The organism is Streptomyces sp. NPDC028991, from assembly GCF_055564775.1.
On record NZ_JBVHVP010000002.1, the window covers coordinates 467,924 to 486,800 of the forward strand.

General features: G+C 73.4%; 18 protein-coding genes and 1 pseudogene. 11 read left to right on the forward strand and 8 right to left on the reverse strand.

Going from position 1 to position 18,877, the window contains the following annotated elements; all coding sequences use genetic code 11:
* Positions 1-7: 7 nt before the first annotated feature.
* The 3 genes from ACZ4V1_RS06290 to ACZ4V1_RS06300 all read right to left on the reverse strand — a co-directional run bounded on the left by ACZ4V1_RS06290 (position 8) and on the right by ACZ4V1_RS06300 (position 1,669).
* A complete protein-coding gene (locus ACZ4V1_RS06290) occupies positions 8-496 on the reverse strand; it encodes a succinate dehydrogenase hydrophobic membrane anchor subunit (RefSeq protein ID WP_019330052.1) in 489 nt (162 codons plus the stop codon).
* Between the two features lie 5 nt (positions 497-501).
* Positions 502-882 carry a succinate dehydrogenase, cytochrome b556 subunit gene (sdhC, locus tag ACZ4V1_RS06295; protein ID WP_003974113.1) on the reverse strand — a complete coding sequence of 127 codons (381 nt, stop codon included), beginning with the start codon at positions 880-882 and terminating at the stop codon, positions 502-504.
* A gap of 181 nt (positions 883-1,063) precedes the next feature.
* Positions 1,064-1,669 (reverse strand): 2-oxo-4-hydroxy-4-carboxy-5-ureidoimidazoline decarboxylase, encoded by a 606-nt coding sequence (locus ACZ4V1_RS06300; RefSeq protein ID WP_468330930.1) that lies wholly within the window; start codon positions 1,667-1,669, stop codon positions 1,064-1,066.
* A 176-nt stretch (positions 1,670-1,845) separates the two neighbouring features.
* On the opposite strand from ACZ4V1_RS06300, the gene ACZ4V1_RS06305 reads away from it, so the two are divergent.
* The 9 genes and pseudogenes from ACZ4V1_RS06305 (at position 1,846) to ACZ4V1_RS06345 (ending at position 9,890) form a co-directional block, all read left to right on the forward strand.
* The gene (locus ACZ4V1_RS06305; RefSeq protein WP_468330099.1) at positions 1,846-3,456 is read left to right on the forward strand and encodes a beta-N-acetylhexosaminidase; all 1,611 of its coding nucleotides are present in this window, start codon (positions 1,846-1,848) and stop codon (positions 3,454-3,456) included.
* A 108-nt stretch (positions 3,457-3,564) separates the two neighbouring features.
* Positions 3,565-4,005: pseudogene (locus tag ACZ4V1_RS06310) on the forward strand (hypothetical protein); the annotation flags it as partial.
* A gap of 258 nt (positions 4,006-4,263) precedes the next feature.
* Positions 4,264-4,839 carry a hypothetical protein gene (locus ACZ4V1_RS06315; protein ID WP_468330102.1) on the forward strand — a complete coding sequence of 192 codons (576 nt, stop codon included), beginning with the start codon at positions 4,264-4,266 and terminating at the stop codon, positions 4,837-4,839.
* 166 nt (positions 4,840-5,005) lie between these two features.
* On the forward strand, positions 5,006-5,392 hold the full coding sequence (locus tag ACZ4V1_RS06320; RefSeq protein ID WP_468330933.1) for a hypothetical protein: 387 nt from the start codon (positions 5,006-5,008) through the stop codon (positions 5,390-5,392).
* A gap of 285 nt (positions 5,393-5,677) precedes the next feature.
* Positions 5,678-6,082 carry a hypothetical protein gene (locus ACZ4V1_RS06325; protein WP_468330936.1) on the forward strand — a complete coding sequence of 135 codons (405 nt, stop codon included), beginning with the start codon at positions 5,678-5,680 and terminating at the stop codon, positions 6,080-6,082.
* Positions 6,083-6,191: 109 nt separating this feature from the next.
* Positions 6,192-6,809 (forward strand): RNA polymerase sigma factor, encoded by a 618-nt coding sequence (locus ACZ4V1_RS06330; RefSeq protein ID WP_468330105.1) that lies wholly within the window; start codon positions 6,192-6,194, stop codon positions 6,807-6,809.
* The gene (locus tag ACZ4V1_RS06335) at positions 6,806-7,651 is read left to right on the forward strand and encodes a hypothetical protein (RefSeq protein WP_468330108.1); all 846 of its coding nucleotides are present in this window, start codon (positions 6,806-6,808) and stop codon (positions 7,649-7,651) included. Before ACZ4V1_RS06330 ends, ACZ4V1_RS06335 begins: the two co-directional genes overlap by 4 nt.
* A gap of 362 nt (positions 7,652-8,013) precedes the next feature.
* Complete coding sequence (locus tag ACZ4V1_RS06340; protein ID WP_468330111.1) at positions 8,014-8,676, forward strand: RNA polymerase sigma factor; 663 nt, start codon at positions 8,014-8,016, stop codon at positions 8,674-8,676.
* Positions 8,676-9,890 (forward strand): hypothetical protein, encoded by a 1,215-nt coding sequence (locus ACZ4V1_RS06345; protein ID WP_468330114.1) that lies wholly within the window; start codon positions 8,676-8,678, stop codon positions 9,888-9,890. Before ACZ4V1_RS06340 ends, ACZ4V1_RS06345 begins: the two co-directional genes overlap by 1 nt.
* A 169-nt stretch (positions 9,891-10,059) precedes the next feature.
* On the opposite strand, the gene ACZ4V1_RS06350 is transcribed toward ACZ4V1_RS06345, so the two are convergent.
* Positions 10,060-10,905 (reverse strand): L,D-transpeptidase family protein, encoded by an 846-nt coding sequence (locus tag ACZ4V1_RS06350; RefSeq protein WP_468330117.1) that lies wholly within the window; start codon positions 10,903-10,905, stop codon positions 10,060-10,062.
* Positions 10,906-11,157: 252 nt separating this feature from the next.
* Here ACZ4V1_RS06350 and ACZ4V1_RS06355 point away from each other — a divergent pair, with 252 nt between their 5' ends.
* On the forward strand, positions 11,158-12,738 hold the full coding sequence (locus ACZ4V1_RS06355) for an acyl-CoA mutase large subunit family protein (protein ID WP_468330120.1): 1,581 nt from the start codon (positions 11,158-11,160) through the stop codon (positions 12,736-12,738).
* Between the two features lie 117 nt (positions 12,739-12,855).
* Here ACZ4V1_RS06355 and ACZ4V1_RS06360 read toward each other — a convergent pair whose 3' ends face one another.
* Positions 12,856-13,845, reverse strand: a complete 990-nt coding sequence (locus tag ACZ4V1_RS06360; protein ID WP_468330123.1) for a class I SAM-dependent methyltransferase — start codon at positions 13,843-13,845, stop codon at positions 12,856-12,858.
* A 171-nt stretch (positions 13,846-14,016) separates the two neighbouring features.
* Positions 14,017-14,937, reverse strand: coding sequence for a class I SAM-dependent methyltransferase (locus ACZ4V1_RS06365; RefSeq protein WP_468330126.1), 921 nt, complete (start codon positions 14,935-14,937; stop codon positions 14,017-14,019).
* 381 nt (positions 14,938-15,318) lie between these two features.
* On the opposite strand from ACZ4V1_RS06365, the gene ACZ4V1_RS06370 reads away from it, so the two are divergent.
* Entirely contained in the window at positions 15,319-16,419 is a 1,101-nt protein-coding gene (locus ACZ4V1_RS06370; RefSeq protein ID WP_468330129.1) for an acyltransferase, read from the forward strand.
* Positions 16,420-16,488: 69 nt separating this feature from the next.
* Here the strand turns inward: ACZ4V1_RS06370 and ACZ4V1_RS06375 are convergent, their stop codons facing one another.
* Positions 16,489-17,844, reverse strand: a complete 1,356-nt coding sequence (locus tag ACZ4V1_RS06375) for a polysialyltransferase family glycosyltransferase (RefSeq protein ID WP_468330132.1) — start codon at positions 17,842-17,844, stop codon at positions 16,489-16,491.
* 3 nt (positions 17,845-17,847) lie between these two features.
* Entirely contained in the window at positions 17,848-18,813 is a 966-nt protein-coding gene (locus ACZ4V1_RS06380; protein WP_468330135.1) for a glycosyltransferase family 2 protein, read from the reverse strand.
* Between the last annotated feature and the right edge of the window lie 64 nt (positions 18,814-18,877).

Genomic DNA, 18,877 nt, shown 5'->3' on the forward strand with positions numbered 1-18,877 from the left:
CCCGTGCCTAGCGGATGTTCGGGTCGAAGGTGAAGATCACCAGCGTGCCCAGCAGGATGGTGAACACCGTGGCGGTGTAGAGCAGGCCCTTGAGCCACAGCCGGGTGTTCGGACGCTCCGCGTAGTCGTTGATGACCGTGCGCAGGCCGTTCGCGCCGTGCAGCATCGCGAGCCACAGCATCAGCAGGTCCCAGACCTGCCAGAACGGCGAGGCCCAGCGGCCGGCCACGAAGGCGAAGCCGATCTTCGAGACGCCGCCGTCCAGCACCAGCTGGATGAGCAGGTGTCCGATGACCAGGACGACCAGCACCACGCCGGACAGACGCATGAAGAGCCAGGCGGCCATCTCGAAGTTGCCGCGCGTGGACTTCGGGGACTTCTTGGTCCGCTTGCGGGGCGGCTCGATCAGCGGCGCCGGGTTGTCCACGGTGTAGACGGAGGCGCCGGCGCCCTCGACGGGGCCGATTCCGGAGGCGGTGGTTTCAGTGGTCGACATGTGCGTCAGCTCCCGAACAGTTCACGAGCGGCGTGGCCGAGGACGGGGTAGATCGCCCCGAGCATCAGCACGACCCACAGGGCGACGACGGTCCAGAGCATCTGCTTCTGGTAGCGGGCGCCCTTGACCCAGAAGTCGACGGCGATGACACGCAGGCCGTTGAGCGCGTGGAAGAGGATGGCGGCGACGAGGCCGTACTCCAGCAGCGCGACGATCGGCGTCTTGTACGTGGCCACGACGGTGTCGTAGGCCTCGGGGGACACACGGACGAGCGCGGTGTCCAGCACGTGAACGAACAGGAAGAAGAAAATGAGGACGCCGGTGACTCGGTGAGCCACCCAGGACCACATTCCTTCCCGGCCGCGGTACAGCGTTCCAGCCGGCACGGAAGTTTCCTCCGGGAGCGGTGATTGGGGCCGCGCCGGCTTTCCTTGTCGGTCGGGCCCGGCCGGGTACGGTCCACCGGCCCCCAGCATCGTAGCGACGGTTGTCCGCGGCGCTTACGGGGGGCCTGCTTGTGTGATCAAAGTTGCACTCAAAGGAGCAGTGGGCTGCCTGCGGGGCGACTCAGGGGGTGCGGGTTTGTCTTGATTGCCGGGTGCGGGCCGTCCGTGGCGGGTCGAGCGGCTCCCCGTTCCCCCGGAGGGCGTCGGTCAGTCTGCCTCTCGCGAGGCGCCGGAGTTCGTCCGCCGCTACCTGGCGTTCCTCGTCGGGATCGTTTGTCAATCGTGACCGGATGCCTGCCAGTGCCCGGTCCAGGGCCTCGCCGGTGCTCAGACCGTTCAGGCAGATGACGAACGTGTGTCCGAAGCGGCGTTCGTAGGCCGCGGTCGCCGCGCTCAGGGCGGTGTGCGCCGCCGCGTACGTGTCCTCCGGGAGGGGAGGCAGCGTCTCCGCCGACAGGGCCTCCGTCAGGTCGTCCGGGGAGAGGTCGTACGCCGCCTCGTCCGCGGCGGCCAGGAGGGACGGCAAGTCCGGGAAGGGGCGGTGGGAGGCGAGGCGCTCGGCCCAGTGACGGCTGTACAGGCAGGTCAGGAGGGTGTGAGTGGCCTCGTCGGTGGGTGCGGCGTTGAAGCGCTCCAGCGAAGAGGGCGTTACCGGTGTGGCGCGGGTTTGCACCGGTACCGGTATGGCCACTCGGCCGGGGAGGTGTGGGAGGCGATGCGCAGGCAGCGTGGGTCCTCGTGGGCGTCACGTGTGTGTCGGCAGGGGATTGTGCAAAAGGTGTGGCGTCACGTTATCGAGTGACGGCATCGCGTGTCCGTCCAGTGCCCGAATTTCACCCGAACGGGAGAGTTTCAGAACATGTGGTGGACGCATGGTGGAGCTCACGGCCGTAGGTTGGCGCTGTGAGCCAGCACGGACGCCGGACGCCGGCGAACCAGGTGAGGCAGCGGGCGGTGATCGCCGGTGCGGTGGTCGCCTCGCTCGGTGTGGGAGTCGGCCTGTGGGCCACGGACGGCGAGGGCGACGGCGGGCCCGCGGGCGCCCGGTCCTCCCCGGAGGCGGCCGCGCCCACCCCCAGCCGCTCCTACGCGCTGTCGGAGGAGCCGCGCACCATACCCGCCGTACGCGACCACACCCCGGCCCGCGGCCCCGGCTGGCAGCCCGAGAAGGGACACCGCGTCGTCGTCGCCGACGCCCGGCTCGCCGACGAGGGGCGCCTGATAGCCGGCGAACTGGGGCTGACGTACGCGGGGGAGAAGGACGACGAACGCGCCGGGGACGTGCGGCTGGACGTCCGGGCGGACGGGGGCGCGGACTCCGAGTCGTACACCATGACCGTGCGCGACGGCCGCGTCACCGTCACCGGACCGGCCGAGGCCGGCGTCTACTACGGCACCCGCACCCTGAAGCAGGCGGTGGACGGCGGCGGCACCGCGCCGGAGGGCGAGGTGAAGGACGAGCCGGCCAAGCCGCGGCGCGGGTTCATGCTCGACATCGCGCGCAAGCACTACGACGCCGACTGGATCAAGGACCGGATACGCGAGCTGGGCGACCTGAAGTTCAACGAGCTGGGCCTGCACTTCTCCGACGACCAGGCCTTCCGCATCGAGTCCGACTCGCACCCGGAGGTCGTCTCCGACGATTACCTGACCAAGGCCGAGGTCAAGGAGATCACCGACCTCGCCGCCTCCCGGCACATCACCGTCGTTCCCGAGATCGACTCGCCCGGCCACCTCGGCGCCGTGCTCGCCGCCCACCCCGACCTCCAGCTGCGCAACGCCCAGGGCACGCCCACGCGCGGCGCGATCGACATCTCCAAGCCGGAGGCCGCCGAGATCGTCGACGACCTGCTGAACGAGTACGCCGGCCTCTTCCCCGGCTCCCAGTTCCACCTGGGCGCCGACGAGTACCAGGCGCTCGTGGTGCCCGACCCCGAGGCGTCCTACCCGGGCCTGGCCGCCGCCGCCCGCGAGGCCTACGGCTCCGGCGGCACCGTCGCCGACCTCACCACCGGCTGGCTCAACGGCCGCGCCGAGACCGTCATGGCGCACGACCGCACGCCGCGCGCCTGGAACGACGGCTTCTTCAGGGACACGTCCGTCGAGCCTCTGAAGGACATCAAGGTCGCCTACTGGACGGGCAAGGAGATCGGCGCCCGCCAGCCCGCGGAGTACCTGAGCGAGGGGCGCGAGGTCCTCAACTACAACGACGAGTTCCTCTACTACGTGCTCGGCGAGCCGCAGACCTTCGTCTACCCGACCGGCGAGCGCATCTACGAGCAGTGGACCCCGCGCGTCCTGCGCGGCACCACGGCGGTCGACGCGAAGTACGACGAACAGATACTCGGCGGCAGCTTCGCGGTCTGGGGCGACATCCCGAACGCCCAGACACAGGCGCAGGTCGCCGACGGCATCCGGCTGCCGCTGGCCGCGACGGTCCAGAAGCTGTGGGACCCGGACAGGCCCGAGCTGTCCTGGGCCGACTTCAGGTCGCTGGCGAACCGGCTCGACTGACCCCGCACGCCCCGGCCCCGCGTGGATTGTCCGATACGGCTGCGAACTCCCGTACGGCTGTGGTGGTCTTTTGGCGAGCCGAACCGACACGCCGGGGGGAGCCGGGACATGGGCTACTGGGGGTATTTCGTCGTGGGCCGCGCCGAGCGGCCGCTCGCGGAGCTGGACGCGCTGCCCGGCGCCACGGACATGACCCTGCGCCTGTCCGCGCCGGACGGCTGGCAGGTGTGGGAGTTCCCGGGCGGCGACGGAGACGTCGGGAACATGAACGACCTGGCCGGGCAGACCGGCGCGCCCGCGCTGTTCGGGTACGTCATGGACAGCGACTGCGTGGTCGTGGAGGCGGCGGCGCCCGAGAGCGGGGCGTGGACGACCTGCCTGGCGCGGTCCGCGATGGCCGGGTACCTCGGCGCGGAGAAGGAGGGGCTCACCCTGGAGGACTACTTCCTGGAACCCCGCGACGCCGCCGAGCGCGCCGTCGCCTGGGCCGCCGAGGCGGGACGCACGGCGGACGCCGGAGAGCTGGCGGAGGTGCTGTCGGCCGACCCCGGTGCCGACCCCGGTGCCGCTCCTGGTGCCGCTCCTGGTGCGGGTCCCGGTCCCGGCGCCGGTGCCGAGGCCGGTCCCCATGCCGGTTACGTGGCTGTCCCCGAGGCCGGCCCGGTGGCCGAAAACCTCTTCTTCCGGTTCCTCGACCGGCTGGGCGTGGTGCCGCTGTGACACTCCCAGGCCGTCGCACGCAGTAAGGGGAAGTGCGGGCTCCGTGGTGGTGAGCGGGCCGAAGCGGTAGAAACAGGGAGGCACCGGATGAGCCTGGTGGAACTGATCGCGCGGGCCGACACACGCGGACTCGCCGGGAGCGGACTGGCTTGTTTGGATCGCTGCGTTCCCCTGCTGGACGGTGACGACGAGGTCCTCAGACCCTTGTGGGCGACCCTCACCGACGACATCGGCGACGGGCCCGGCTGGGCGCGGGGGCTGGCGCGGGTGCGCGACCGGCTCGCCGGTCCCGGCACCGAGGGCGAGGACGAGGCCGTGCTCCTGGCCCGCCGGATGCTGGCCGCGGCGCCGGCCGAGTGCTCCGGCGCCGCGATACGGACGTGGGCCGACGCCTGCTCCGTCGCCTCGCTCCGCGTCCACCGGCTCCTCGACCCCGCGGCGGGCGCCGCCACCGAGGCGGACGTCCACCGGGAAGGCGGTGCGCAGGGCGGTACGGACGGACTGTCGCCGCTCGTCGCCGCCGAACTGCGCCGCCAGGTCACCGTCCTGGAGGTACTCGCCGGCCACGGTCCGGCCGGGCTGCGCCGGGCCCTGGAGGTCTCCACGGAGGGGCGCCGGGTGCTGCGCGCGGTGGTGTCCCGCCGGGCACGGGGACGGGGCTGAGTGCGGCACGCGACTGTGACCGTCGTGCGGACGGTGCGTGACCGCGGTGCGGCGGACGTGGTGGAGGTGGGGCGGTACCGCGCCGGTTGCGGAACGGACGGCGTATCCGTGTGACGAATCTCCGTCCGGCGGCGCTCTAGCCCATGTGACGACTGTGACCAGCGGAGTGACGACCCAGCAGGAGAACCGGCCGTCGGCCGCCACCAAGCCGGTGCGGTGGGCGGCGGACGCGGTGGCCACGATGCGCGAGGGGGCCCGGCTGCGCCTGGACTACTCGGCGCAGAGTCTGTGGCGCGTCGATCGCGTGATCGACGGCATCCGGCGGGAGGGGGCGCCCTACGCCGCGGTGGAGACCGCGCTGCGCGGACTCGGCGCCTACGCAGGCGAGGTGATCGTGCGTCAGGCCGGCGGCGAGTGGTGGGCCGCCGGCGGCGACCACTGGGTCCGCACGCCCGACGGCCGCCTGTGGGACCCGATGGACGAGGCGCGCCGCTGCTTCGCAGGCGACGGGTCGCTCCGGCTGCTGTGCCGGGACGCGGCGGCGGCCCGGTGACGGACGCGCCGGGAGCCGTGCGGAAACGGCCCACGGCCCGGGGACGGCACAGCAGCGGCGCACCGTCCCGGAGGCGGCAGGGAAACGGAGCACCGGCACCGCCCCGGAGACTGTAGGGAAACGATTCACCCCGCCGCGGACCTGTGACAGCCGGGGCGCCCCGTCCGCTGGATCAGCGGGGGAGCCGGGCCGCGGGCGCCGGACTCCCGTCGCCGAGGCGGAGGGTGGGTGGTCCGGGTGGAGCAGCACGGCGAGGTGGGCGGCGGCAGGCCGCGCGCCTGCGAGATGCGGGCGTACGCGACGGCGTTCGTCGCTCGTGTCGCGGCCGGCCACCGGCTGCCGCTGGACTACTCCCCGGCCAGCCTGCGGCTCGTCGACTTCCTGGTCGACGGGTTGCGCAAGGGCGGTGCCGATCACGAGCGGGCGCGCGGAACGCTGCTCGGTCTGGGGGCGTACGTCGGCGAGGTGCTCGTGCGCCGGGCCGGTGCGACCTGGGTGGACTTCGACGCGGACCAGCGGACGTACTTCGGGCAGCCGGTCGGTGTGCGGATGCCGGACGGGCGGGTCTGGAACCCGCTCGGCCGGGTCCACAACCGCCTGGTGGCCGGCGGCGGCCCCGAGGAGTCGCTGCACACCTTCTACCTGACGCTGCACGGGCGGGCCCGGCGCGTGCGGCCCGCCGTGCGCTGAGGGCCGTCCGGGCCGCGCCCTGTGACACTTCCGTGCGCGCCGACGCTGATGACCGTGGGGGCGGGCTCAGCCGAGCGCGCGGAGAACTCGGTACGGACGAGGACGGTTCTTGGGCCAGCGAGGGGAACCCCGCCGCGTACAGGCGTACGACGGGGAACTGGGCGCGGCCGTCGCGCGGGCCCAGCAAGGTGACGAGGCCGCCTTCGCGGTCGCCTACCGGCTGGTGCAGCCCGGCCTGCTGGGCTACCTGCGCGGGCTCGTCGGCGACGAGGCCGAGGACGTCGCGTCGGACGCGTGGCTGGAGATAGCCCGCGACCTGCGACGCTTCCGGGGCGACGGGGCCGGCTTCCGGGGCTGGACGGCGACGATCGCCCGGCACCGGGCCCTGGACCACCTGCGCCGCCAGAAGGTGCGGCCCCGCCCGGCGGCGCTGGAACAGGACGTCCTGGACCTGCCGGGCCCGCACTCCACGCACGACCAGGCACTGGAGACGCTGTCCACCGAGGCGGCCCTGGCCCTGGTCTCGGGACTGCCGCGGGACCAGGCCGAGGCCGTGCTGCTGCGCGTCGTCGTCGGCCTCGACGGTCCGGCCGCCGCGCGCGTCCTCGGCAAGCGGCCGGGCGCGGTGCGCACGTCGACGTACCGGGGACTGAAGCGGCTGGCACGGCAGCTGGGCGTCGACGGTGTGACGGATGACGCGCCCAGGACGCTGGGGGAGTCGACATGAGGGGCACCGACGGCGGCGGCCCGGCGGACCGAACGGGAACGGAAGCGGACATGGGGGCACGGCACGGCGAAGGCGACGACGGCGACCGCGTCGGTTCCCGGCCCGCCCGCCCGGACACCCCCGGCGTGGCAGGGCTGCTCGCCGCCGCCCTGCGCGGGGAGCGCGTCGACGCCGAGGGCGAGCGGCGGGCCGTGGCGGCGTTCCGGGCCGCCCTGGACGCGGAGCCGGGCCGGGCCGCGCGCACCCGCCGGCGGGACGACTGGCGCCCCCGTGAGCGGCGGCGCGCGGGGCGCACGCTGAAGACCGCGCTCTCGGTGCTGCTGGCGAGTCTCACCCTGGGGGGCGTCGCCTACGCGGCGATCGGCGGGGCCGGTTCCGCCACGGACACCGGCCGGCCGCAACCGACGCCTCCGTCCGCCGCGGACGGCACCGCGGTCCGTCCGGTCCCCACCCCGCGCCCCGCCGGCCCGTCCCCGGGCACGTCCCCGGGCACGCCCCCCGGCACGTCCGCCCGGCCCGGCCGTCCGGCCACGGCCCGGGACACCGAGGAGTACTGCCGCGCCTACGAACGGGTGCAGGGCCGCGGCAAGGCGCTGGACGCCACGGCCTGGCAGCGGCTGGTCGCGGCGGCGGGCGGCGAGGAGCGCGTCGCGGCCCACTGCGCCGAGCGGCGCTCCCGGCCGAGCGCGGCGACCGACGGGACCAAGCCGGGCGGCGCGGGCGGCCCGGCCCGGCCGGAACGGCCGAACGCCGACGCGGACGGTGGCGGCGGCGGGAACGGCGAGGGCGGGCCCGCCGAACGGGCGGAACCGGCGGACCGGGCTCCCGGCAAGGACAAGTAGCCTCGCACCAGGGGCGATCGTGGTGGCCGAGGCAACGGCCGGGGCCGCCACCCCCCACAGGAGAGGCCCCGGCCGTCGCGCGGCACGGGCCGCGCGGCGGCCCGTACTCCTTACAGCGCCCGGACTGCGTTTTCTGTCACACCTCACCGCGTCACGGCTTAGTTGCATCTTGTACGGCAATGGGAGGGGGACATGGACGAGCGGCGGTTTCAAGACGTAACGTGCCATTCGCGCCGACCAGCGGGGGCCTCGCTCCCGCGACCGGGTTGCGGTAGGCCACCGCGACCATCAATTGAGACACCACGACGGTGAGGACCATGTCCGCGAGAGCGGCGCCGGTTTAGGCGCAGAAAGGCTTCTCGGTGCTGGGGGACGACGCGGAGCTGACCACCGCGGTGCGTGCGGCACAGGACGGGGACGAGACGGCGTTCCGGACTGTGTACCGTGCCGTGCATCCGCGACTGCTGGGTTACGTGCGGACGCTGGTCGGCGATCCGGACGCCGAGGACGTGGCGTCCGAGGCCTGGCTGCAGATCGCCCGCGACCTGGAACGGTTCGACGGCGACGCCGACCGGTTCCGCGGCTGGGCCGCCCGCATCGCCCGCAACCGCGCGCTGGACCACATCCGCATGCGCGGCCGCAGGCCCGCGATCGGCGGCGACGAGACGGAGCTGACCGGCAAGCCCGCCGAGTCCGACACCGCGGGCGAGGCCATGGAGGCCCTGGCCACCGACAGCACCCTCTCCCTGATCGCCCGGCTGCCCCAGGACCAGGCCGAGGCCGTGGTCCTGCGCGTGGTGGTGGGCCTGGACGCCAAGAGCGCCGCCGAGACGCTGGGCAAGCGGCCCGGTGCCGTCCGCACGGCGGCGCACCGCGGCCTGAAGCGCCTGGCCGAACTCCTCGGCGGCGATCCGGAATCGGGCGGCGGGCTCGATGCCCTCCCGCCCCAGCGAGAACCGCACCGCCGTGCGGTGACGTCCGCGAGTGTGACGCATACGCGTACGCGGACGCAGAAGGACATGTGATGGCCGACGAGCAGGACAGGTGGCTGGACCGCGAAACGGCGGAGCTCTTGCTGCGCGGAGAGCCACTGGAGGCTGTCGACCCCGCGGCCCGCGACCGCGCCGAACGCCTCGCCGGGGCCCTGGACGCCCTCTCCGCCCCGCCCGTGCCGACCAGCGGGGAACTCCCCGGCGAGGCCGCCGCGCTGGCCGCCTTCCGCAAGGTGCGCGCCGAGCGGGCCGACGCGCCGGAGGGGACGTCGGCCACCCCTGGGAACGGCACCGCGGTGCGGCCCTCCGACGCCGGACTGGTCCGCATCGGCCCGCGCGGCGACGGCGTCCGGAGCCGCCGCCGGCGCCGTCCCCTGCGCCTCGGGCTGGCCGCCGCGCTGACCGTCGGCATGATCGGCGGGGTGGCGGTGGCGGCCGGAACCGGAGTCCTCCCGACGCCCTTCGACGGCAGCCGGCCGGATCCCGCCGCCAGCGTCTCGGCCGCCGCGTCCCCCGGCCGGCCGTTGGTCTCGCCCTCGCCGCTGGACGGCGTGCGGGGCGGGGCGGCGTCCGGCGGTACCGCCTCGGGAGCCCCGGACGCCCGGGGCGGCGCGCGGGACGACGCGGACGGCGGCACGGCCGAGGACAGCGGCACCGGCGCCGACGACCGGGCGGCCGACGGGTCCGGCGGCGGGCGGTCGGGCCTCGTCGCGTCCTGCCGCGACGTACGCGCCGGCAAGGGCCTCGACGGCGCCCGCCGACGCGCGCTGAAGGAGGCGGCCGGGGGCTCGTCGCGGGTCGGGAAGTACTGCCGGAACCTCCTCGCCGGGTCCGACGGCACCGCCCAGGGCCGCAACGGTGCCAGGGAGGGCGGCGGGGACTCCGGCGAGTCCGGAGAGGGCACCCGGGAGCGGGAGACGCGGAAGGACTCCGGAGGCTCCGGTGCCAAGGACGGCAAGGACGGCAAAGGCGGCGAGGACGGCAAAGGCGGCAAGGACGGCAAAGGCGGCGAGGGCGGAAAGAAGGGCGGCGGGGACGAGGACGGCAACGGTGGCAAGGACGAGGACGACGACGGCCACCACATAGCCCCGCCCGCCGGGCAGCACCACGGCCCGCACGCCTCCACGGCCTTCACACCCGTGCCGCAGCGCCCGGCCTACCCGCCGCGCACGTCGGCCACCGCCGGTGACACCCGCCTTGACCTGCACGTTCCCGAACGGACAGGGCTTTCCTCACCCGGGGTGTGACACTTTCGGCCGCCCTGGCGCAGTAATGAGTGAGCCGACTGGTCATCGGCTTTCGCACGGAGCCGGGGTTCCCCCCGTACCTACGGCTCGTGCACCTCGGCGCGGGCGGGACACGTTCCCCCGGTCCCGCCCGCGCCCCATTCACCGCCCCGCTCCGGGGCTCACCGCCTCACCGGTACACGACGACCTTGTCGCCGTTCCTCACCTGCGCGTACAGATCCGCGATCGCCGCCTCGTCCCGTACATTCACGCAGCCGTGCGAGGCACCCGCGTAGCCGTCGGCGGCGAAGTCGTACGAGTAGTGCACCGCCTGGCCGCCGCTGAAGAACATCGCGTACGGCATGGCCGAGTCGTAGAGCGTCGAGACGTGGTGGCGGGACTTCCAGTAGACCTGGAACACGCCCTCCCGCGTCGGCGTGTACTGCGAGCCGAACCGCACCGGCATCGTCGACACGGTCCGTCCGTCGACCATCCAGCGCAGCGTCCGGCTCGACTTGCTGACGCACAGCACCCGGCCGGTCAGGCAGCGCGGGTCGGGTGCGGCGGCCGGCTGCCCGCCCATCAGGTACAGGTCCCACTTGCCCGGTTCCCGCGTCATCCCCAGCAGCCGCTGCCAGGTGACGGTGTCGGTCCGGCCCGTCCTGGGCAGGCCGCGCTTGCCCTGGAAGCCGCTCACCGCGCGCTCGGTCAGGTCGTCGTACGTCCCCGTCGGCCCGTCGACGAGCCACTCGACCTGGCGCAGCCGGGCCTGGAGTTCACGGACGTCCCGGCCGGTGTCGCCCCGCCGCCACAGCACCCGGGGTTCGGCGCGGGCGGGCGGCGCGCCCGACGCCCCGTCGCCGGCCGGCGTGTTCCCCGGCTTCTCCGGCGGGGCACCGGTGACGTCTATGCGCACCGGAGCACGCCCCGCGCCGTCGGCGCTCGTGCCCTGCACGGTGCAGCCGCCCGCCGTCAGCACGGCTCCCAGGGCGACGGCGACCGCCCTTCCCATACTCCCCATACCCGTCATACGCATCACGGCCCCCCGCCGTCTCACCGCCCCGCACGGACGTCCCCTGAGATGTTCCCCGCGGATGACGCGCCGTGAACGGCACGGCATCGTTGTGACCGGGACCGCACCGAGGCTGTGAGCAAGGTCCCAGCGTGCGCCCCTCCACCGGGTGGCGCGTACGCCGATACAGTCCGTCGAAGGGTCGGTCTGTACTGGCGAGTATCTGACGGGTAGTTCGAGCACCTCGAACATGTGCTCAGCGGGAGGCATCACACCATGGCGCGCGAGTCTGAGTCCGGACTGCCCATCGAACCGGTCTACGGACCCGACACCCAGGCGGGCTGGGACCCTGCCGAGAAGCTCGGTGAGCCCGGGAAGTACCCCTTCACGCGGGGCGTGTACCCGTCGATGTACACGGGCCGGCCGTGGACGATGCGCCAGTACGCCGGTTTCGGCACGGCGACGGAGTCCAACGCCCGCTACAAGCAGCTGATCGCCAACGGCACGATGGGCCTGTCGGTCGCCTTCGACCTGCCCACCCAGATGGGCCACGACTCCGACGCCCCGATCGCGAGCGGCGAGGTCGGCAAGGTCGGCGTGGCGATCGACTCGATCGACGACATGCGGGTGCTGTTCGGCGGGATCCCGCTCGGCAAGGTCTCGACGTCGATGACCATCAACGCCCCCGCCTCCCTGCTGCTCCTGCTCTACCAACTCGTCGCCGAGGAGCAGGGCGTCGGCGCCGACCAGCTCACCGGCACGATCCAGAACGACGTGCTGAAGGAGTACATCGCGCGCGGGACGTACATCTTCCCGCCCAAGCCCTCCCTGCGCCTGATCGCGGACATCTTCAAGTACTGCAAGGCCGAGATCCCGAAGTGGAACACCATCTCGATCTCCGGCTACCACATGGCCGAGGCCGGCGCCTCGCCCGCGCAGGAGATCGCCTTCACCCTCGCGGACGGCATCGAGTACGTGCGCACGGCGGTCGCGGCCGGCATGGACGTCGACGACTTCGCCCCGCGCCTCTCCTTCTTCTTCGTGGCCCGTACGACGATCCTGGAGGAGGTCGCCAAGTTCCGCGCGGCCCGCCGGATCTGGGCGCGGGTGATGAAGGAGGAGTTCGGCGCGGAGAATCCCAAGTCGCTGATGCTGCGCTTCCACACCCAGACCGCCGGGGTGCAGCTCACCGCCCAGCAGCCCGAGGTCAACCTCGTCCGCGTCGCCGTGCAGGGTCTCGGCGCCGTCCTCGGCGGCACGCAGTCCCTGCACACCAACTCCTTCGACGAGGCCATCGCGCTGCCGACGGACAAGTCCGCGCGCCTGGCCCTGCGCACCCAGCAGGTCCTCGCCTACGAGACGGACGTGACCGCGACCGTCGACCCCTTCGCCGGCTCCTACGTCGTCGAGAAGATGACCGACGACGTCGAGGCGGCGGCCCTGGAGCTGATGCGGAAGGTCGAGGACCTCGGCGGCGCGGTCAACGCCATCGAGCACGGCTTCCAGAAGAACGAGATCGAGCGCAGCGCCTACCGCATCGCCCAGGAGACCGACGCCGGCGAGCGGGTCGTCGTCGGTGTCAACCGCTTCCAGCTCGACGAGGAGGAGCCCTACGAGCCGCTCCGCGTCGACCCGGCCATCGAGGCCCAGCAGGCCGAGCGCCTCGCCAGGCTCCGCGCGGAGCGCGACCAGCAGGCGGTGGACACCGCCCTCGCCGCTCTCAAGAAGGCCGCCGAGGGCGAGGACAACGTCCTCTACCCGATGAAGGACGCCCTGCGCGCGCGGGCGACGGTGGGCGAGGTGTGCAACGCGCTGCGGGAGGTCTGGGGGACGTACGTGCCCTCGGACGCCTTCTGAGCCGGCCGGCCACCTCGTACGGGTGACCAGGGCGGATGCCGTCCGTCCCCGGTCGCTCTCGCGGAGAGTGGGCCCCGCGAGGAGGACGTCACGGCCGTAGTGCGGCAGGAGCCGGCCCTACCGCCTCGACTGAGCCGCGCCGCCCGCCTTCGCCCGCTGAGCCGCCCGGTACCGGCGCACCGCACGGGTGACGACCGGCGGCAGGAGGTCCAGGGCGAGACGGCGGGTGCGGTCCCGCGGCGTCGGCTGCCGTGCCGTGCGCGCCGCCCGGTCCGCCGGACCCGCCTGCCGCGGTCGCCCCGGCACCGGCCCGGCGTCCGGGCGCGGCTCCGCCACCGGCGCCGGGTACCGCGAGGACGGCAGAGCGGGCGGCCGTGTCCGCTTGCCCTTGGCGCGGGTCCGGACCAGCCGGTGCCCGGCGGCCTGTTCCACGGTCACGGCGATGTCGTCGCGCCCGCGCAGCGCGGCGAGCAGCTCCTCCTGGACGGGCCCGGGGTCGCCCCAGGTGCCGTACAGCTTCTGGCTGCTCAGGCAGACGGGCCGCAGCCCCCGGTTGAGCACCGCCTCCCAGGCGGCGACGGCCACGCCCGGGGTGTGCTCGCTGCGGAAGTCGTCGAGGACGACGATGCCGTCGGGCAGCAGCAGGTCCCGGGCCGCGCCGATGTCGCCCTGGACGTGCTCGTACAGGTGCGAGGCGTCGATGTGGGCGAAGCGGCAGGTGCCGGGCGCGACCTCGTCGGTGACCGCGGAGCTGGGGGCCTGGACGATCGTCGGCAGGGTGTCGTGAAAGGAGAGGTAGTTCCGCTCGAAGGCCTGCCGGGTGAGTGAGGAGTACGACTTCGCCGCCTCCGCCCGGTTGGCCGCGTCCGGCGGTTCGGTCTCGAACAGGTCGCAGACGGTGAGCGTCTCGCCGTCCCGCAGGTGGTGCCCCAGCAGGATCGCGCTCTTGCCCAGGTAGGCGCCCAGTTCGAGCAGGTCGCCGCGGGTGCCCCGCCGCTCCTGCCGCTCCAGGAACCAGGAGAACAGCACCTGGTCGAGCGGCCAGAACCAGCCGGGGACGTCGTTCAGCTCACCGGGGTACTTGTGCGTCTCTTGCGCAGTGGCCATGAGGGGAGGATGCCTCCTCGACGGGCGAAAAGGAGCCACCGCGCGCGATGCAATGGACGGAATATCGCACGAATCGCTCAACGTGCCCAGTCCGGCACCTTCCGCGACCGCCGCGCGGGTGACCGTCCCGCCTGTCGGCGCGGCGCCGCGCCGGCGCCCGCCCGGCTGTGCTCAGGACGCCCGCAGATACGCCGAGTGGGCCGCCTTCCCCAGGAAGGTGAGGCGCGTGGGCTCCCTCAGGTGGTCGTCGAGGGCTTCCTCGACGCCCGGCCAGTTGGCGTCGCCGTAGTCGTCCAGGACCACGATCGCGCCGGGCGCGGCGATCTCCTCGGCCCACTGGAGGTCCTGGCGGACGCCCTTCGCCGAGTGGTCGCCGTCGACGACGATCACTCCGTAGGAGCGGTCCGAGACGGCCGCCCGGGTCTCCGGGTCCTCGGAGAAGCCCCGCTGGACACGGGCCGCCGTGCCCGCCGGACCGGCCAGGGCGAGGTTGGTGCGCACGGCGTCCTCGTCGACCGGGGTGCCCGTCGGGTCGGGACGCGGGCTGGTGCCCGGCTGGAGCTGCACGCCGGCGAAGGGATCGACGATGGTCAGGCTCGGGTGGCGGCCGTCGCGCTCCATCATCCGGATCAGCCCGGTCGAGAACATGCCGTACAGCGTGCCTATCTCCAGGATCTCGTCGTTCGGCGGGTCGAGCAGCGGGATGGTGCCGAGCTTGCCGCAGATGTTCATGGTGCCGCCCGCGATCCGGCCCACGCCCAGGGACTCCAGCGCCACGAGCAGGCGGTAGGCGGTGGCGACGTTGCGCACCGCCGCGTCGAGGTCGCCGGACAGGGCGCCCACCTCGGCGTGCAGGCGCTCGAGCGGGCCGTCGGCCACCACGCGGGAGAGGCCGCGCCCGGTGGAGCCGAGGAGCAGCTCGTGGGTCAGCCGGTGCGCGGTGGCCTCCCGGACGGCCGAGCGGACCTGCCGGTCGACCTGCCGGTCGATGCGCTGGTCGACACGCCGGTCGATGCGCTGGTCGATGAGGTCGGCGACGGGACGCAGCAGACGCCGGGAGAGCGGGCTGCGGAGCAGGGAACGGCTGTCCATGGATCAACGACCTCAATCCGTCACGGAGGTGAACGTGTGGGTACGCGGGAACGCCTGCGGGGTGGGTGGGGCCAGACTAGGGAGGCCCCCGGCCGGAAGCGGAGCGCTCGGACGGACCACGAGGCGAACTTCTGCGGAACACCGGACGGCCGGACGGTGGCGGCCCGCGGTGTTCACCGGAAGGTCACGCGTATGTGGCCGATGTTCATCCGGGAGCGGTTCCCGCCGCTCGTGGCGCTCTCATAGCCTGCACCGATGTGCGCCGCGCGGCGCCGCGGCTGCGGGTGCGCGCGGTGCGGGCATTCGATCCCCCGGCCCGGCCGGACACCGCCGGGCCCGCGCGTATTACCCCGGGAGTGACCACCCATCGCCGCCGAGCCCGTGACCGCCGCCGTTTCCGAGCGCCCCCCTGCCCCTGCCCCCGCCACCGCCGGGAGACCGGCCACGCGTCCCCGGGGGGAGTACCGGTACGACATCGACCTCGTCCGGGTCCTGGCCTCGGTCGGGGTCATCGTCTGCCACGCCGCGGGCGAACTCATGAAGGCCGTGGACCGCTCCCCGTCGGGGGGCGGCGGGCCCGGCTACTGGACCGCGCTCGCCGGGGACGCGCTGAGCCGGTGCGCCGTGCCGCTGTTCTTCGCGATCGCCGGCTGGGTCGTGCTCAGCGGGGCGCCGCCCCGCAGCGGCGGGCAGATCCGCAAGCGGCTGACCCGCATCCTCGTGCCGATGGCCCTGTGGACCGCCGCCTACCTGGTGTGGGACTGGGCGCGAGGCGCCAACACCGACCCCACGCGGCAACTCGCGTGGGACGCGGTGTTCGGCTCGGTGCGGCCCGCCTTCCACCTCTGGTACCTGTACGCCTACGTTCCGGTGATCCTGCTGCTGTCGGTGGCCGTCCTGGTCCGGGCCGGCAAGCGGCCCTGGGGCGCGGGCGCCGCCCTCCTCGGCCTCGCGCTCGCCCCGACCCTCCTGGGAGATCTCGGGCGGCTCCTCGACGTCCGCTTCCCGCCCTTCGCCTGGCAGTTCGGCGTCTACCAGATCGTGTACGCGGTCGCCGGTGCCGTCCTGCTGTCGCTGCCGGGCTCCGCGGTCACCGGCCGGCGGCGGCGTCTGCTGTGGCTCGCGGGCGGGCTGTGCGCGTGGGGGGCGGTGGCCGTCTACGAACACCGGGTGCACTTCCCGAGCCCGTACGCGTCGGTCGTGGTGGCACTGCTGGCCGGGACCCTGCTGACGGCCCTCGCCCGGATCAGGGTGCCCGAGCGGTTCCGGCCGCTGCTGGGCAGACTGGCCGGGGCCTCCTTCGGCGCCTACCTGGTCCACCTGATGTTCCTGGAGGTCATCGCACCGCACCTGGTGTCGGCGGACGCTGACTGGCCGGCCGCGGTGGGCGGGCTCGTGGGGCTGACGGGGGCCACGGTCGTACTGTCCTTCGCCGCCGCCCTGCTGTGGACGCGGCTGCGGCTGGGCCGCTGGCTGGGCTGAGCCGGGCGGCGCGCGAACGCCGGAGCCCCCGCCGTCCGGCGGGGGCTCCGGCGTTCCGGTCCGGTCCCGTCACTTCTTCCCGGCGCCGCGCCGCACCGCCCTGCGCACCACGCGCCGGGCCCGCCGCACCTGGAACTTCGCGCGCAGTTGCGGGCGGCTGCCGGGCAGGCCGAGCTCGGTCAGCCGCAGCTCGGGGAAGTAGTAGCCGGGGCTGGTGGCCAGGTTGGCCCGCAGCCAGGTCTCCGTCGGCTCGCGCAGCTCCGCGTACGTCTTGGGCTGCATGCAGAAACCGATCGCCCGGACCAGCGGGGAGAGGGTCTGCGGGGCGGCGCCGACGAGCGCCGGGGGCTGCCCGCGCTCCAGGTCGGGCACCAGGTGGTCGACGACGGCCAGGGGCACGCGGTTGCTGTTCGGGTACGGCTTGAGCCGCTCCATCACCAACGCCGTCCCCACCCGGGCGACGGGCACGTCGTAGTAGGCGGAGGCGGTCACCATCGCCGTGGAGAAGCAGCCGACGACGAGTTCCGGCGCGCAGCGGTCGTACAGCGTCTCGGCGAGCAGGGGCGCGTCCAGCACGGTGAGCCGTACGCCCTCGTCCGCCGCCGCCTTGCTCAGTGCGGCCGTGTACCCGGCGGGGGCGGTCGGGTGGGGCTTGAAGACCACGGAGCGGTGCCCGGCGCGCGCGGCGCCGGTGAGCATGCGGACGTGGAGGTCCTCTTCCTCCTGCGCCGTCAGGATGTTGATCGCCGCCAGGTACTGGCCGAGCAGGACGGCCGTCGGCTTCTCCCGCGCCACGGGTGCCAGCCGGGGGTCGTCCGCCGCGTCGTGGGAGATCTCGTCGAGCACCGCGCGGAACGCCGCGTCCGGGACGACCTCGGGTGCGACGCCGTACTCGGACAGCAGCATCGGCTTCAGACCCGGGATCAGGTCGAGGTGGAGCAGCCGCTGGATGCGGCGGGCGAGGGTCAGCGGGAGCTTCTCGCGGGTCGGGCCGTAGCTCATCAGGCCGTCGGCGTACACGTGCAGGGCGCTCTCGGAGAAGATCGCGGCCAGCGCGCGGGCGGGGTTGACCTGGATCGACTCGACGGCGAGCTCGATCGGGTCCCGCTCACCGATGCCCCAGGCGAGACGGAACGCCTTCTGCCACAGCGACACGTCGTTCCCGCGCGGGCCCCACGCGCTGGGGTGGTGCGGGCGGATCGCCTCGTTCCAGCCGACCACGGAGTCGAACCGGCCGGATATTCGCTCGTAGCCGTGCATCTCGTCGAGGCGCAGCGCGGTCTCGGGTATCGCGGCGTTGTTGGAGACCAGCAGGACGCGCCGGGCGGCGTCGCGCGGCCCGAACAGGCCCGCGTCCAGCGCCGCGGCGAGGGTGGCCGCTCCGTACAGGGTGGAGACCTGGAAGATCTGGGTCTTGTGGGGCATGGATCAGGCAGCCTTCCGCCCGTCGCGCAGGCGGCTGAGCAACCTGCTCCGAGTGCTGTCGATGGTCCTGAGGGTCTCGTCCAGCACGTGCTGGGGCATCCGGTGGAGCGCGTCCCTCGCCTCGCGCCGCAGCCGCTGCGCCGCCGAGGCCTCGTACTCGTTCACCTTGCCGACGTGGAAGGCGATCATGGCGCAGTACGTCCGTACGGCCTTGGGGAGGAAGCGCTCGGCCTCCCGGTCCTTCAGCAGGTCCTGGAGGAGCATGTCGTAGGCCGGGATGAAGTCCAGCTGGCGGGAGTCCTTGATCTGAGTGAGCGAGGTGGCGACGCCCCGCCGGTAGAACACCCCGTGCAGACCGACGGACGCGTACGACTCGGCCTTCAGGTGCAGGCGCCAGATCCACAGCCGGTCCTCGGCGGTGCGCAGTTCGGTCGCGAAGCGCATCCCGCCGTCGTCGAAGAGGTGCCTGCGGTAGATCCCCGCCCAGACGAAGGGGTAGTCGACCATCGTCTCCATGTGGGGCGGCGCTATGCCGTCGCGCGGGTCCATCACGGTGTTGCGCACCGGGGCCGGGGGCCGCCGGATCACCCGCTCGGTGCCGGTGGCCTGGACATGGTCGGTACGGGCGAAGTCGCAGCCCAACTCCTCCACGACGGACACCAGTTCGGCGAGGTAGCCCGGCCCGTACCAGTCGTCCCCGTCGAGGAAGGTGACGAACTCGCCCCGGGCCGCGTCGATACCGCTGTTGCGCGCCTGCGCGATGCCCATGTTCGTCTCGTGCCGGATCACCCTGGTGTCGGAACGCCCCGCCGCCCAGCGGTCGACCGCCCACGAGGTGGCATCCGTGGAGCAGTCGTCGACGAGCAGGAACTCGAAGCCGGGGCCCGCGTTGTTGGCGAGACTTCTCAGAGTGCTCTCTGCGAAGGCTTCCACATTGTGCATGGGAACGACGACGGACAGTTTCGGCACACGGGCCTCACACGCTCGAAGGTCGGGGATTGGAACAGGCTAACCACGCTCCCGGATTCGGCGG

Bases quoted from the DNA above. Each gene is read 5' to 3' on its own strand.
- ACZ4V1_RS06335 (WP_468330108.1), top strand. From the start codon at position 6,806: ATGAGGGGCACCGACGGCGGCGGCCCGGCGGACCGAACGGGAACGGAA.
- ACZ4V1_RS06375 (WP_468330132.1), bottom strand. From the start codon at position 17,844: ATGCCCCACAAGACCCAGATCTTCCAGGTCTCCACCCTGTACGGAGCG.
- ACZ4V1_RS06365 (WP_468330126.1), bottom strand. From the start codon at position 14,937: ATGGACAGCCGTTCCCTGCTCCGCAGCCCGCTCTCCCGGCGTCTGCTG.
- ACZ4V1_RS06345 (WP_468330114.1), top strand. From the start codon at position 8,676: ATGGCCGACGAGCAGGACAGGTGGCTGGACCGCGAAACGGCGGAGCTC.
- ACZ4V1_RS06315 (WP_468330102.1), top strand. From the start codon at position 4,264: ATGAGCCTGGTGGAACTGATCGCGCGGGCCGACACACGCGGACTCGCC.
- ACZ4V1_RS06360 (WP_468330123.1), bottom strand. From the start codon at position 13,845: ATGGCCACTGCGCAAGAGACGCACAAGTACCCCGGTGAGCTGAACGAC.
- ACZ4V1_RS06350 (WP_468330117.1), bottom strand. From the start codon at position 10,905: ATGCGTATGACGGGTATGGGGAGTATGGGAAGGGCGGTCGCCGTCGCC.
- ACZ4V1_RS06290 (WP_019330052.1), bottom strand. From the start codon at position 496: ATGTCGACCACTGAAACCACCGCCTCCGGAATCGGCCCCGTCGAGGGC.
- ACZ4V1_RS06325 (WP_468330936.1), top strand. From the start codon at position 5,678: ATGCGGGCGTACGCGACGGCGTTCGTCGCTCGTGTCGCGGCCGGCCAC.
- ACZ4V1_RS06355 (WP_468330120.1), top strand. From the start codon at position 11,158: ATGGCGCGCGAGTCTGAGTCCGGACTGCCCATCGAACCGGTCTACGGA.